The organism is Streptosporangium roseum DSM 43021 (genome assembly GCF_000024865.1).
GTDB classification, from domain to species: Bacteria; Actinomycetota; Actinomycetes; order Streptosporangiales; family Streptosporangiaceae; genus Streptosporangium; species Streptosporangium roseum.
Window position 1 is genome coordinate 1,258,417 of the sequence record NC_013595.1, and the last position, 12,735, is coordinate 1,271,151.

Sequence of the window (12,735 nt, forward strand, 5' to 3'; positions counted from 1 at the left end):
CAATCGTGGCCTTCCCCGGCGGAGATCGCATCCGGGAGACCCCTGAGTCCTCCCGGAGCGGGAAGGCCCCTCTCAGGGTCGCGTCAGGGGAACGCCGGATGCGAAGAGGGCCCCGACGTGTGACGATGCTGACGATATGGCTGACCGACAGACAACTCGTGACGCGGCGCCCGCGACCCCGGAGGAACCCGCCCTCCCTCGGCTGATCAGGCCGGTGGACGGGCGCCTGGTCGCCGGGGTGGCCCAGGGCGCCGCCGCCCAGCTCCGGCTCGACCCGGTCGCGCTGCGGCTGGCGTTCGTGCTGCTCACCGTCCTGGACGGGATCGGCGCCGTGGCCTACGCGGCGCTGTGGATGTTCACCCCGCGTGAGCCGTACGAGGGCAGGGAGCCCTCCCGTGACTGGAGCCAGGTCGCCGCCTACGGCGCGATAGGGCTGGCGCTGATGGCCCTCGGCTGGCTCACCGGGGCCTCGACCGGCGGGATCGGCGCGTGGCCGATCGCGGTCGGCGGGATCGGCTCGCTGATCCTGTGGCAGCAGGCCGACCCGGACCGGCGGCAGCGCTGGATGAACTCGACGGTCGGCCAGGTGCGCCGGAACCGGGTCCGCACGCTCGCCGGGCTGGCGCTCGTCGTGGTCGGCGCCATCGGCTTCCTGGTGGTCACCGAGGAGCTGGGCAGCGCCCAGCCTGGCATCATGTTCACGCTGGTGGTCGTGGGCGGCGTCGCGCTGATCGCGGCCCCGTGGCTGGCCGCGCTGTGGAAGGAGCTGCAGCGGGAGCGCCGCGAGCGCATCCGCCAGGAGGAGCGCGCCGAGTTCGCCGCGCACGTGCACGACTCCGTGCTGCACACGCTCACGCTGATCCAGCGCAACGCCAATGACTCACGTGAGGTGATGCGGCTCGCCCGCTCCCAGGAACGTGAGCTGCGCAACTGGCTCTACCAGCCGAAACAGGACGCGGACGCCTCGGTGGCCGCGGCCGTGCGCCGGGTCGCGGCCGAGGAGGAGGACGCGCACGGGGTGCCGATCGAGGTCGTCTGCGTCGGCGACTGCCCGCTGACTCCGGCATTGTCCGCGATGATGCAGGCCGCGCGGCAAGCTATGGTCAACGCCGCGAAATACTCTGAATCATCGGTCGTCTCCGTCTACGCCGAGGCGGAGCCGGAGGAGGTCACCATCTTCATCCGGGACCGCGGTGTCGGGTTCGACATGGGACAGGTGCCCGAGGACCGGATGGGCATCCGCCAGTCGATCATCGGCAGGATGGAGCGCCACGGCGGCAGCGCCCGGCTGCGGACCGAGCCCGGCGAGGGCACGGAAGTGATGTTGACGATGAAGCTGGAGAAGACGTGAGCGAGCGAGCCAGGAAGAACGGCAGTGCGGGAGCGCGGACGGCGGGGGAGGGCTCGTGAGCACCATCAGGGTTCTGATCGTCGACGACCACCGGCTGTTCCGCTCCGGTGTCCGCGCCGAGCTGGGCGACTCCATCGAGGTGGTCGGGGAGGCCGAGGACGTCGAGTCCGCGGTCAGGACGATCGCGGAGCTCCAGCCCGACGTGGTCCTGCTCGACGTGCACATGCCGGGCGGCGGCGGCCAGGAGGTGCTCCGCCGCGTCCTCGGCTCCGGCTCCTCGGTCCGCTTCCTCGCGCTGTCGGTCTCCGACGCCGCCGAGGACGTCATCGGCGTGATCCGCGGCGGTGCCCGGGGATATGTCACCAAGACCATCAGCGGTCGCGAGCTCACCGACGCGATCCGCCGGGTGGCCGACGGCGACGCGGTCTTCTCCCCGAGACTGGCCGGCTTCGTGCTGGACGCCTTCGCCTCCAGCGAGGCTCCGCCGATCGACCCCGAGCTCGACTCGCTGACCCAGCGCGAACGCGAGGTCCTGCGCCTGATCGCCCGGGGCTACGCCTACAAGGAGATCGCCAAGGAGCTGTTCATCTCGGTCAAGACCGTGGAGACCCACGTCTCGTCCGTCCTGCGCAAGCTCCAGCTCTCCAACCGCCACGAGCTCTCCCGGTGGGCCACCGCACGACGCCTGGTCTGACCTGTACTATCTGTAACTTTTATGCGACTCTGCGAAGTATGGGTCGCGATGTGCCTGCGATGGTGTTCAGCCGGGAGGACCGACGGCGATACCGGGACAAGGTCCGCCGATGTCTTGACGTCTTCGCGCAGATGTTGCGCGAGGCGAGGTTCGAGTGCGAACGGCCGAAGGCCGGGCTGGAGATCGAGCTCAACCTCGTGGACGACCGCGGCGACCCCGCGATGAAGAACGCCGAGGTGCTGGCGGCGATCGCCGAGCCGGACTGGGCCACCGAGCTCGGCCAGTTCAACGTGGAGATCAACGTCCTGCCGGAGTCCCTTGAGGGGGACGGCCCCGTACGGCTGGAGAAGGTCGTGCGGGACCGGCTCAACCACGCGGAGAACCGGGCCCACACGGTCGGCGGGCACCTGGTGATGGTGGGCATCCTGCCCACCCTGCGGGAGAGCGACGTGCACGAGGGCACGCTGTCGGCCAACCCGCGCTACAAGCTGCTCAACGAGCAGATCTTCGAGGCCAGGGGCGAGGACCTGCACCTGGCGATCGACGGCGAGGAGACCCTCGACACCTACGCCGACAGCATCACCCCCGAGGCGGCCTGCACGAGCCTCCAGCTCCACCTCCAGGTCAGCCCCGCGGCTTTCGCCGCCCACTGGAACGCGGCCCAGGCCATCGCGGGCGCCCAGGTGGCGGTGGCGGCCAACTCCCCGTTCCTGTTCGGCCGCCAGCTCTGGCAGGAGACCAGGATCCCGCTGTTCGAGCAGGCCACCGACACCCGGCCGGTGGAGCTGAAGACCCAGGGCGTGCGGCCCAGGGTGTGGTTCGGCGAGCGGTGGATCACCTCGGTCTTCGACCTGTTCGAGGAGAACGCGCGCTACTTCCCCGCGCTCCTGCCCATATGCGAGGACGCCGACCCGCGTGAGGAGCTGACCCGCGGCGTCACCCCCGCGCTGGACGAGCTGACCCTGCACAACGGCACCGTCTACCGGTGGAACCGGCCGGTCTACGCCGTCGTCGACGACATCCCGCACCTGCGGGTGGAGAACCGGGTGCTGCCCGCCGGGCCGTCGGTCGCCGACGTCGCCGCCAACGCCGCGTTCTACTACGGCCTCATGCGCGTGCTTCCCCACGCCGAACGGCCGGTGTGGACCCGCATGTCCTTCGCCGCGGCCGGGGACAACCTGCACTCCGCCGCCCGGCACGGGCTGGATGCGCGCCTCTACTGGCCGGGACTCGGCGAGGTGGCCGCCGCCGAACTGATCCTGCGACGGCTGCTGCCGCTCGCCTACGAGGGCCTCGACCTGTGGGGGGTGAACCCCGAGCCCAGGGACCGGCTGCTGGGGATCATCGAGCAGCGGTGCGTGACAGGCAGGACCGGGGCGACCTGGCAGATCGACACCGTGAAGGAGCTGGGGAACCTCGACCGGCGCGAGGCGCTGCGCCGGATGACCCTGCGCTACATCGAGCACATGCACACCAACGAGCCCGTGCACACCTGGCCGTCACCTTGACCCCTCGCCGGGCGACTCCGGTGGGAGCCCCGGCAGGCCGCGAGAGTTGAGATCTGTCGCGCGGGAGCGGCCGGCCGGTCAGGATGAGGGGCATGAAAGCCTTCCGCTGTCTCCTGCTGCTCCTGATGGTCACAGTCGCGGCCTGCGGGAGCGACCGGGCGGGCACCGGCGCCGCCGGCCCGGCCCCGCTGGGGCAGACGTTCGAGTCCGACATCCGGCTGGCCAAGGAGCTCAGCGAGGCCTACTGGCGGCAGGTCTTCTCCGCCGACGGGCTGGCCTACCGCCCGGTCACCGCCTTCACCGCCTACCGGGGGGAGGACGGCCCCGGCTGCGGTGGCCGGCCGTCGGTGCCGAACAACGCCTTCTACTGCGCGGACGGGCACTTCATCGCCTACGACGAGAGCTGGATGCGCAAGCTGTACGACGAGATGGGCGACGGCTCGGTCTACGTGATCATCCCGCACGAGTTCGGGCACGCCGTACAGGCGCAGCTGAACAGCGGCTTCCGGCTCAACGTGGAGCGGGAGCTCCAGGCCGACTGCTACGCGGGTGGCACCCTCGGCGCGCTCGTCGAGGGCGGGTCGCTGGAGGCGGAGCCGGGCGACAAGGACGAGCTGCTCCTCAACCTCGCGGCGGCGGGAGACCCCACCGACGACTGGCTCCGTCCCGACGCCCACGGTACGGCGGAGCAGCGCCAGGCGCTCTTCGCCAAGGGGTACAACGAGGGCACCGCGGCCTGCTGAGATACACCCCGGCGGTTACCCCTGAATCCACCGGGAGGTTGATGTCGCGCCGCTGGGATCCGCCTAGTCTGAGGGCCGGTGATCCATCAGGGGGTGATGCCATGCGGAGGAAGGTGCGCGAGATCGGCTGGGCCATACGGGGCGCCTGCCGTGCGAGCGATCCCGACCTGTTCTTTCCACTGGCGCAGTCGGCCGAGCAGGAGGCGCGGGCGAAGGCGGTCTGCGCGGGATGCCCGGTGCTGGCTGACTGCCGGGCCTACGCCGTGCGGGCGGGGGAGCCCGAGGGGATCTGGGGCGGCCTCACCGTCCAGGAACGGCGCCGCCTGCGGTTCCCCTCCGGATGGCGGCAGCCCGCCGCGGGATGAGCCCGCCTCGCATAGCCTCGGACCTGAGGCTGAGGAGGATCAAGATGCGCGGATCCGGGACGCGGCGCGGGCGGAGCCGGGCGGCGCGGCCGTGACGGCGGTGCTCTCGGGCGCGGTGGCCGCCGTGAAGGCGGACCGGGGGGCGGTGCTCGCGGGCGCGGTGGCGGTCCTGGCGGCGGCCAACGTCGTCAACAACCGCGTCGCGCCGCGCCTGGCCCCCCTGACCTCGGCCGCCGCCACCTGCGCGCTGCTCGCCCTGGCCCGCCGTTCCGGGCTGTCCTGGTCCGAGCTGGGGTTCCACAGAGGCCCGCCCGGCCTGCGGATCGGCGGCACCCTCGCCTCGGCCGTGGCCGGGGTCTACGCCGTGGGGATCGCCGTCCCGGCCACCCGCCGCTTCTTCCGCGACGAGCGGGCGCTGTCGCTCTCCCGGGCCCGTGCGCTTGAGGAGGCCCTGCTCCAGGTGCCGGTCGGTACGGTCCTGCTGGAGGAGGTCGGTTTCCGCGGGGTCCTCCACGCCCTCCTCACCCGCTCCCACGGCCCCCGTACGGCCACCGCCGTCTCCTCGGCCCTGTTCGGCCTCTGGCACGTGCTCCCCGCGATCGACATGATGGCGGCCAATCCCGCGCTGAGCGGCCTGGCGGCTGGGGAGCCGCCCGGCGACGGGCCGCTGGAGGAGGACCGGCGGGGGGAGGACGGGGCCGCGCAGGATCCGCCGGCGCGGGCGTCGCGGTGGGAGGCGGCGCGGGTGGTGGCCGGGTCGGTGGCCGCCACGGGGCTCGCCGGGGTGTTCTTCTGCGAGCTGCGCCGCCGGGGAGGCCTGGCCGCCCCCTCGCTGCTGCATGTCGCGACCAACTCGCTGGGCTACCTGTTCGCCCGCCTCGCCCCCGCGGACCCCGGCTCCGGAGGCGGCCGTCTCACCGGCTCGCGCGGAACCGGCCCCGAGCCGCCAGCTCGATCGTGACGAGTACGGCCGCGGCCTCGGCCGCCAGCAGCGCGACCAGCACCACGAGCTGGACGACCCCGGCCTGGAGCGGGCTCGCCCCGCCCAGCAGCATCCCGACGAAGGCCCCCGGCAGCGTGACCAGTCCCACGGTCGAGGTCTGGTCCAGCGCGGGCACCAGCGCCTGAGCCGCCGCCGGGCGGCAGATCTCCAGCGCCGCGTCCCGCTCGGAGAAGCCAAGCGCGAGTGCCGCCTCGACCTCGCCGCGCCGCTGGACCAGCTCGTCCACCGCCCGCCGTCCCGCGAGCGCGGTGACCGTCAGGCACCCGCCGAGCAGGATGCCCGCGACGGGGATCAGCGTGATGCCCTTCAGCGGGACGGTTCCGGTGCCGACGAGCAGTGCGAGGACCGGCAGGGTCCCCACAGCGATGGGCACGGCGGCCCACCGGACCGCCCGGCCCGAAGTGATCCTGCGACCCGCGGTCAGGCTCGCGACGCCGTACATGACCAGCACGAAGGCCGCCACCGCGAGCGGTCGCCCGACGGCCCAGACGATGATCAGCGACACCGCGCCGAGCTGGACGGCCGCCCGCAGGCACGCGGTGAGCACGGCGCGGGCGTGCCCGAGGCGGCCGAGCAGGGCGACGGCGGCGCCCGCGAGGGCCAGGAGGGCGACGGCGACGGCGGTGACCGGTGACAGGTCGACGGGGCTCACGGCGGCGGGTCTCCTCCCGGCGGCCGGGCGCTCCTCATCGCCGGCCGGCTCAGGCCGTGGGGACCCGCTGGAAGGCCTCGGCGTAACGGCCCTCCCCGAGGCCCGCCTCGGCCGCGACCTGTGAGAACCGGGTCCGGAGGAAGTCGTCGAACCCCTCCATGTGGCTGGTCTGGCTCACATGGGCGCGCAGCGCGGAGAGCTTGCGTTCGAAGGTGCCGGTGATGTCGACGTGATGGTCGGGGGTCTGGCCGCCGTTGAGCCAGACCTCCCGGACCGTCCACGCCTCCAGGCCCTCCTCCAGCAGGAGGGAGGGGAAGGTGTAGGGGTTGCGCGCGTCGGGGTAGACGGCGTCGAGCGCGGAGCCGCCGACCGCGCGGTGGTCGGGGTGGCTGGGGGCGATGAACCCGTAGTTGCGCTCCGGGGTGTGAGTGATCACCAGGTCGGGTCGGACCTGGCGGATGACCCGGGTGATGTCGCGCCGCAGGTCCAGGCTCTGCACCACGGTCCCGTCGTGGTAGCCGAGGAAGCGCAGGTCGGTCACGCCGACGATCTTCGCCGCGTTGGTCTGTTCGGTACGGCGGAGCTCCGCCATGCCCCCGTTGTCCAGCTCCCGGTCGAAGCCGCCCGCGTCGCCGTCGGTGACGATGCAGTAGGTCACCTCGACGCCCCGGTCGGTGAACTGCGCGATCGATCCCGCGGCGGCGAAGTCGACGTCATCCGGGTGCGCGGTCACCACGAGTACCCGGTTGATCTCGTTCTCAGACAGCATGAGAGGCCCCTCTGTTCTCCGCATATCGATCAATTCTCACAACTACTGACAAGTCTGTCGGCATTCCTTTCCGCGGCTGGACCCGGTTGTCGGCGGACCGCCATAACCTAGGGAGCGTGTCGATCCCAGCCGCTTCCCTGACCCACCCGTTGCTCGACGGGCTCAACCCCCAGCAGCGGGAGGCCGTCGTGCATCACGGCAGCCCGCTGCTCATCGTCGCGGGGGCCGGATCGGGCAAGACACGGGTGCTGACCCACCGCATCGCCTACCTGCTGGGCGAGCGGGGCGCGCAGCCGCAGGAGATCCTGGCGATCACCTTCACCAACAAGGCCGCGCGGGAGATGAAGGACCGGGTCGACAACCTCATCGGCCCGCGCTCGGCGGCGATGTGGGTGATGACCTTCCACAGCGCGTGCGTGCGGATCCTGCGGCGCGAGGCCAAGCGGCTGGGCTTCCCGTCGAGCTTCTCCATCTACGACCAGGCCGACTCCCAGCGGCTGATGGCGATGGTCTGCCGGGAGATGGACCTCGACCCCAAGCGCTACCCGCCGCGCTCCTTCTCCGCCCAGGTCAGCAACTTCAAGAACGAGCTGATCGACTACGAGACGGCGGCCGGACAGGCCTCCAGCCACCTGGAGCGCACGCTCGCCGAGGCCTACCGCAACTACCAGCGGAAGCTGACCGAGGCCGGCGCGATGGACTTCGACGACCTCATCATGCTGACGGTCACGCTGTTCCAGATCTTCCCCGACGTGGCCGAGCACTACCGGCGCCGCTGGCGCCACGTCATGGTGGACGAATACCAGGACACCAACCACGCCCAGTACACCCTGATCCGCGAGCTCGTCGGCGCTCCCGAGCTGCGCACCGCCGACGGCGACCTGGTCAGGGAGGGCACGATCGCCCCGGCCGAGCTGTGCGTGGTCGGCGACGCCGACCAGTCGATCTACGCCTTCCGGGGCGCGACGATCCGCAACATCCTGGAGTTCGAGCGCGACTACCCCAACGCCAAGACGATCCTGCTGGAGCAGAACTACCGCTCCACCCAGACGATCCTGAGCGCGGCCAACGCGGTGATCTCGCGCAACGAGAGCCGCAAGCCGAAGAACCTCTGGTCCGATCAGGGCGCCGGCCCGAAGATCGTCGGCTACGTCGCGGACAACGAGCACGACGAGGCCATGTTCGTCGCGCAGGAGGTCGACAAGCTCACCGACGACGAGGGCGTCGTGCCCGGCCAGGTGGCGGTCTTCTACCGGACCAACGCGGCCTCCCGGGTGTTCGAGGAGATCTTCATCCGGACCGGCCTGCCGTACAAGGTGGTCGGCGGGGTGCGCTTCTACGAGCGCAAGGAGGTCCGTGACCTGCTGGCCTACCTGCGGGTGCTGGCCAACCCCAACGACGTGGTGTCGCTGCGCCGGATCCTGAACGTCCCCAAGCGCGGCATCGGCGACCGGGCCGAGGCGATGGTGGAGGCGTTCGCGTCCCGCGAGCGGATCCCGTTCTGGGAGGGGCTCCGCCGGGCGGACGAGGCGCCGGGCATGGCCACCCGCTCGCTCAACGCCATCAGGGAGTTCGTCGCGCTGATGGAGGAGCTGATGGCCAAGGCCGCCGGCACGCCGCCGTCGGAGCTGGCCCAGGAGGTGCTGGAGAGCACCGGTTACCGGACGGAGCTCGCGACCTCGGGTGACCCGCAGGACGAGAGCCGTCTGGAGAACCTGGACGAGATGATCTCGGTGGCGTCGGAGTTCGAGGAGGCCAACCCCGAGGGCACGCTCGTGGAGTTCCTGGAGCAGGTCTCCCTGGTGGCCGACGCCGACCAGATCCCGGCGGGCGACGGCGGCCAGGGCGTGGTCACGCTGATGACCCTGCACACCGCCAAGGGGCTGGAGTTCCCGGTGGTGTTCCTCACCGGGATGGAGGACGGCGTCTTCCCGCACATGCGCTCGCTGGGCGAGCCGAAGGAGCTGGAGGAGGAGCGCCGGCTGGCCTACGTCGGCATCACCCGGGCCGAGAAGCGCCTCTACGTCTCCCGGGCGGCCGTCCGCAGCTCATGGGGGGCGCCCGCGTTCAACCCGGCCTCCCGCTTCGTCGCCGAGATCCCGGGGGAGCTGGTCGACTGGCGCGGCGACCCAGGTAAGAACGCCTGGAGCGCCGGCACCTCCCGCCGCGAGACCCGTCCGGCTCCCGCCAGGAAGCCCGGCGGGAAGCCCATCCCCAACCTGAGCCCGGGTGACCGGGTCACCCACGACCAGTTCGGCCTGGGCACGGTCGTGTCGGTGGACGGCGTGGCCGAGAAGACCAAGGCGAAGATCGACTTCGGCAGTGGCGGGGAGAAGACCCTGCTGCTGGCCTACGCGTCGCTGGAGAAGCTCTGACGGACGCCGGACAGTCCCGGTGAGCTCCGGCTCACCGGGCCTGTCCGGGATGGGACTGTCCGGGACGGGGCGGCTCCGGAGTGGGGTCAGTCCTTGAAGACGCGGACGAACGGGTCCTCGGTCTGCTCCTCGCCGAGGTCGAGGTCGTCGAAGTCCGCGACCTGGGAGGCGGGCGGAGCCTTGATGGCCGACCTCGTGCCCCAGCCGGAGTAGCGGCTGTCGTTGAGGTAGGTCATGTCCAGGCTGGTCAGGCCCCGCAGGGACTGCGTCCAGGAGGAGACGGCCCGCCGTACGAGCTGGTCGGGGCCGAGGTAGAGCTTCCAGCTCACCGGCAGCGTCGCGGACGCGGCCGAGGGCTTGCCGCCCAGCAGCGCGCGGACCGTGGGGGAGACCTTGTAGAGCTCGCCCAGGGTGATCGTGCCCGAGTGGACGACGGTCCGGGCGCCGTCCCAGGTGCCGCCGGGACGCCTGGTCGCCGTGTGGGCCAGCGCCGCCTTCAGGGTGGCGGGTTCGAGGGGGTTGAGGATCTGCTGCGCGGGGTTGCCTACGACCACCGCGCCGCCCTTGGCGCGCAGCCACTTCTTGCCCTCGGGCATGGAGTCGGCGTAGAAGCCGCCGGAGGTGTAGGTGGTGTCCTTCACCGTGATCGTGCGGGAGGGGCCGAACAGGTTCTTGAGCTCCTTGTCGGCCCCGGGCAGGGTGAACTTGTCGGTGACGTCCGAGGCCACCACGCCCGACCTGCCGAACTCCAGCACGCCGCCGCGCCGGTTGAAGATCGATCGCTGGTTCTCGCCCTCGCCGATGATCTTCGCGTTCTCGGCGAGCTTGACGCCGCGGTGGAGCTTGAACTGGCTCTTCAGCGCCGACACCGGGTCGGCCTGCGCGGTCTGGACGCTCGCCTGCGCGGGCTGGGCGTTCGCGGGAGCGGCGGCGGCCACGAGTGCGGGGGCGATCAGCGCCGCCGCGGTGGCGCCGGTCAGAGTGGCGATCATTCGCCTCATATAGGGGTCCTCCCGTATGGGTCCTCGCGTCGTCGCTGAGGGATCACCCGAGATTCTTGCTCAATTAACATCATTTCGGGCTAAAAGCTGATCAATAAGGTGCGCCCGGCAGGCGGGGCCTGCCGGGCGCGGTGATGCGGTCAGCGCAGGGTGATCAGTTGCCGAGCAGGGGGATGGAGGTGGCGGTCTCCGCGCCCTCCTCCAGATCCTTCAGGTCGGCGACCTGGTCGGCGGGCGGGGCCTTGACCGTGACCTTGGAACCCCAGCCGGTGTAGCGGGTGTCGACCGTCACCGTGCTCTCGGCGGAGCCGGCCGTGGAGTAGGTCGTCACCAGCCGCTTGGCGAGCCGGTCGGAGCCGAGGAACAGCTTCCAGCTCACCACAATCTTGGCGGTCTTCGCGGTCGGGGCGCCCAAGGAGGCCCGGAACCACGGTGAGACCTTGTTCAGCTCACCAAAGGTGATCTTTCCGCTGTAGGTTCCGCCGTGCTTGGTGGCGTGCGCCAGCAGGGCCTTGAGCGTCGCGGGCTCGGCCACGTTGACGAACTGGCTCATGGCGCCGGTGAAGCCGAGCAGGCCGTCGGGGAACCGGACCCAGGTCTTGTCCGCGGGCATGAACTCGCCCATGACGCCACCGGAGACATAGGTCGTGTTCTTGATGCGGACGACCCGCTCGGGCTTGGCCAGCCCTCTGAAGAACTTGGAGAAGTCCTCGTCTTCCTCGCCCTCCGTGAGGTCTTCGAAATCGCTCGCCTTGAACCGCAGCTGGGCGGTCTGGTCGGAGGCGCTGATTCCGGAGGGGCCGAACTGGAGCGCGCCGGTGCGCTTGGCGAGGACCATGTTTCCCTGCGGGCCCTGCGTCTTCGTGGTGTCGACGAAGTTCACGCCGCGTCCACTGCTGAACTGGCTCTTCAGCGCGCTGATCGGATCGGCGGCCTGGGCATGCGCGGTCGAGGCGAGCGCGGGAGCGCTCAGTACGGCCGTCGCGGCGCACGCCAGACCGGCGATGTATCGCTTCAAGGAAAAATCCTCCTGAATAATCCCTCCACCCCGTGTGGGAGAGATGTCGGAATTATTGCAGATCAAGATCACGATGAAATCTCGTATATGGAGTTTTACCTTGAATGACTTGTGGATATTTCGTGCAGAATCCGGCTCCGTGCACGGTGTGGGAAATCGCTCCGCCCTATCCGATGGGCAGCACCGCGGGCTCGGGGAAGTCGGCGCCGACGCGGCCGGCGTCGGCGGTGTCCTCCGGGGGCGGCGGGGTGAGCGTGACGGGCGAGCCCCAGCCGGTGTAGCGGGTGTCGGCGACCGTGGTGGTGTGGCTCCGGGGCCGCCCGGGGAGGGGCTGCTTCCAGGTGGTGGTCAGGCGGCGGGCCAGGCCGGTCCGGTCGAGCCAGAGCCGGAAGCCGATCGGGATCCGGCCGCTCCGCGCGCTGGGCGGGCCGGCGAGCCGGTCGCGGAAGCTGGGGGAGACCCTGTAGAGGGTGCGCAGCGTGACGGCGCCCTGGAGGACCGTGCCGTAGGAGCCCTTCTTCCTCGACGTGGTGTGCGAGAGCAGGGTGCCCAGGGTGGCGGGCTCGAAGATGTTCACGATCTGCGGCAGCGCGGCCGTCTGCTTGATGTTCGCCGGGCCGATCAGGCCGAGCCAGGTCTTGCCCTCCGGTAGCCATGTCTCGTAGCCGGGGCCGGACAGGTAGGCCTCGTCCGGGAAGCAGATCACCCGGGTGGAGCCGAGCCGCTGCCCCAATTGGTTCTCCAGCTCCCTGACGACCCCCTTCCCCAGCTCCGTCCGCCCCACGGTGTCGGTGCCGTACACCCCGGCCGCGTCGAACTCCACCCTGCCCTTGCGCCAGATGGTGACGGCCGGCTTGCCGTCCTGGTAGACCCGGCCGAGGTCGGAGATCCGCAGCCCCACATGCTCGCCGAACTGCTGCTTCAGCCGCTGCACGGGGGACGGTGGGGCCTGCGCCTCCGCCACCCCCGTCGACAGCACCGAACCGGCCAGCACGGCTGCCAACGCGGCCATCCACCGTCTCATCGGGATCTCCCTCCCCGGGGTCAAGATCCGCCAAGCTAGCCAACCGCCGGGGCCCCGGCTATGGCGTGGGCCAACAAGTCCCGCCTGCGGATTGCGCATGCGTGAGCCGTACGGCGCCGCGCCGGCCGCCACCGGCGCGGACATCACGGGCCCTGTCGGCTCTATTGACAGTGGGGGGAGGAAATGATCCCATCCCTCCTATAGTTAGGAAGGCTTCCTAACTAGCTCTCCT

12 protein-coding genes are annotated in these 12,735 nt (G+C 70.8%); 7 read left to right on the forward strand and 5 right to left on the reverse strand.

The annotated features are described in order from the left end of the window. Positions 1-136 precede the first annotated feature (136 nt). The 6 genes from SROS_RS05895 to SROS_RS05920 all read left to right on the forward strand — a co-directional run bounded on the left by SROS_RS05895 (position 137) and on the right by SROS_RS05920 (position 5,622). Positions 137-1,351 carry an ATP-binding protein gene (locus SROS_RS05895; RefSeq protein WP_012887971.1) on the forward strand — a complete coding sequence of 405 codons (1,215 nt, stop codon included), beginning with the start codon at positions 137-139 and terminating at the stop codon, positions 1,349-1,351. A 55-nt stretch (positions 1,352-1,406) separates the two neighbouring features. Next, positions 1,407-2,045, forward strand: a complete 639-nt coding sequence (locus SROS_RS05900; RefSeq protein WP_012887972.1) for a response regulator — start codon at positions 1,407-1,409, stop codon at positions 2,043-2,045. A 38-nt stretch (positions 2,046-2,083) separates the two neighbouring features. Further along, positions 2,084-3,553 carry a glutamate-cysteine ligase family protein gene (locus tag SROS_RS05905; RefSeq protein ID WP_012887973.1) on the forward strand — a complete coding sequence of 490 codons (1,470 nt, stop codon included), beginning with the start codon at positions 2,084-2,086 and terminating at the stop codon, positions 3,551-3,553. A gap of 92 nt (positions 3,554-3,645) precedes the next feature. Further along, entirely contained in the window at positions 3,646-4,296 is a 651-nt protein-coding gene (locus SROS_RS05910) for a neutral zinc metallopeptidase (protein ID WP_012887974.1), read from the forward strand. A gap of 101 nt (positions 4,297-4,397) precedes the next feature. Beyond that, positions 4,398-4,661, forward strand: a complete 264-nt coding sequence (locus tag SROS_RS05915; RefSeq protein ID WP_012887975.1) for a WhiB family transcriptional regulator — start codon at positions 4,398-4,400, stop codon at positions 4,659-4,661. A 91-nt stretch (positions 4,662-4,752) separates the two neighbouring features. Continuing rightward, positions 4,753-5,622, forward strand: a complete 870-nt coding sequence (locus SROS_RS05920) for a CPBP family intramembrane glutamic endopeptidase (protein WP_012887976.1) — start codon at positions 4,753-4,755, stop codon at positions 5,620-5,622. On the opposite strand, the gene SROS_RS05925 is transcribed toward SROS_RS05920, so the two are convergent. Further along, entirely contained in the window at positions 5,576-6,316 is a 741-nt protein-coding gene (locus SROS_RS05925) for an ABC transporter permease (RefSeq protein WP_012887977.1), read from the reverse strand. The genes SROS_RS05920 and SROS_RS05925 overlap by 47 nt on opposite strands. Positions 6,317-6,365: 49 nt before the next feature. After that, a complete protein-coding gene (locus SROS_RS05930; protein ID WP_012887978.1) occupies positions 6,366-7,085 on the reverse strand; it encodes a PIG-L deacetylase family protein in 720 nt (239 codons plus the stop codon). Positions 7,086-7,207: 122 nt separating this feature from the next. On the opposite strand from SROS_RS05930, the gene pcrA reads away from it, so the two are divergent. Continuing rightward, positions 7,208-9,460, forward strand: a complete 2,253-nt coding sequence (pcrA, locus tag SROS_RS05935; protein ID WP_425358642.1) for a DNA helicase PcrA — start codon at positions 7,208-7,210, stop codon at positions 9,458-9,460. An 86-nt stretch (positions 9,461-9,546) separates the two neighbouring features. Here pcrA and SROS_RS05940 read toward each other — a convergent pair whose 3' ends face one another. From SROS_RS05940 to SROS_RS05950, 3 genes are all read right to left on the reverse strand, one after another. Beyond that, positions 9,547-10,452 carry a hypothetical protein gene (locus SROS_RS05940; protein ID WP_043651439.1) on the reverse strand — a complete coding sequence of 302 codons (906 nt, stop codon included), beginning with the start codon at positions 10,450-10,452 and terminating at the stop codon, positions 9,547-9,549. A 163-nt stretch (positions 10,453-10,615) separates the two neighbouring features. Then, positions 10,616-11,479 (reverse strand): hypothetical protein, encoded by an 864-nt coding sequence (locus SROS_RS45715; protein ID WP_012887981.1) that lies wholly within the window; start codon positions 11,477-11,479, stop codon positions 10,616-10,618. A gap of 166 nt (positions 11,480-11,645) precedes the next feature. Continuing rightward, positions 11,646-12,503: a hypothetical protein gene (locus SROS_RS05950; protein ID WP_012887982.1), complete on the reverse strand. Its 858-nt coding sequence runs from the start codon at positions 12,501-12,503 to the stop codon at positions 11,646-11,648. Positions 12,504-12,735: the final 232 nt, after the last annotated feature.

Bases quoted from the DNA above. Each gene is read 5' to 3' on its own strand.
- SROS_RS05940 (WP_043651439.1), bottom strand. From the start codon at position 10,452: ATGATCGCCACTCTGACCGGCGCCACCGCGGCGGCGCTGATCGCCCCC.
- SROS_RS05905 (WP_012887973.1), top strand. From the start codon at position 2,084: ATGGGTCGCGATGTGCCTGCGATGGTGTTCAGCCGGGAGGACCGACGG.
- SROS_RS05950 (WP_012887982.1), bottom strand. From the start codon at position 12,503: ATGAGACGGTGGATGGCCGCGTTGGCAGCCGTGCTGGCCGGTTCGGTG.
- SROS_RS05895 (WP_012887971.1), top strand. From the start codon at position 137: ATGGCTGACCGACAGACAACTCGTGACGCGGCGCCCGCGACCCCGGAG.
- SROS_RS05930 (WP_012887978.1), bottom strand. From the start codon at position 7,085: ATGCTGTCTGAGAACGAGATCAACCGGGTACTCGTGGTGACCGCGCAC.
- SROS_RS05910 (WP_012887974.1), top strand. From the start codon at position 3,646: ATGAAAGCCTTCCGCTGTCTCCTGCTGCTCCTGATGGTCACAGTCGCG.
- SROS_RS05915 (WP_012887975.1), top strand. From the start codon at position 4,398: ATGCGGAGGAAGGTGCGCGAGATCGGCTGGGCCATACGGGGCGCCTGC.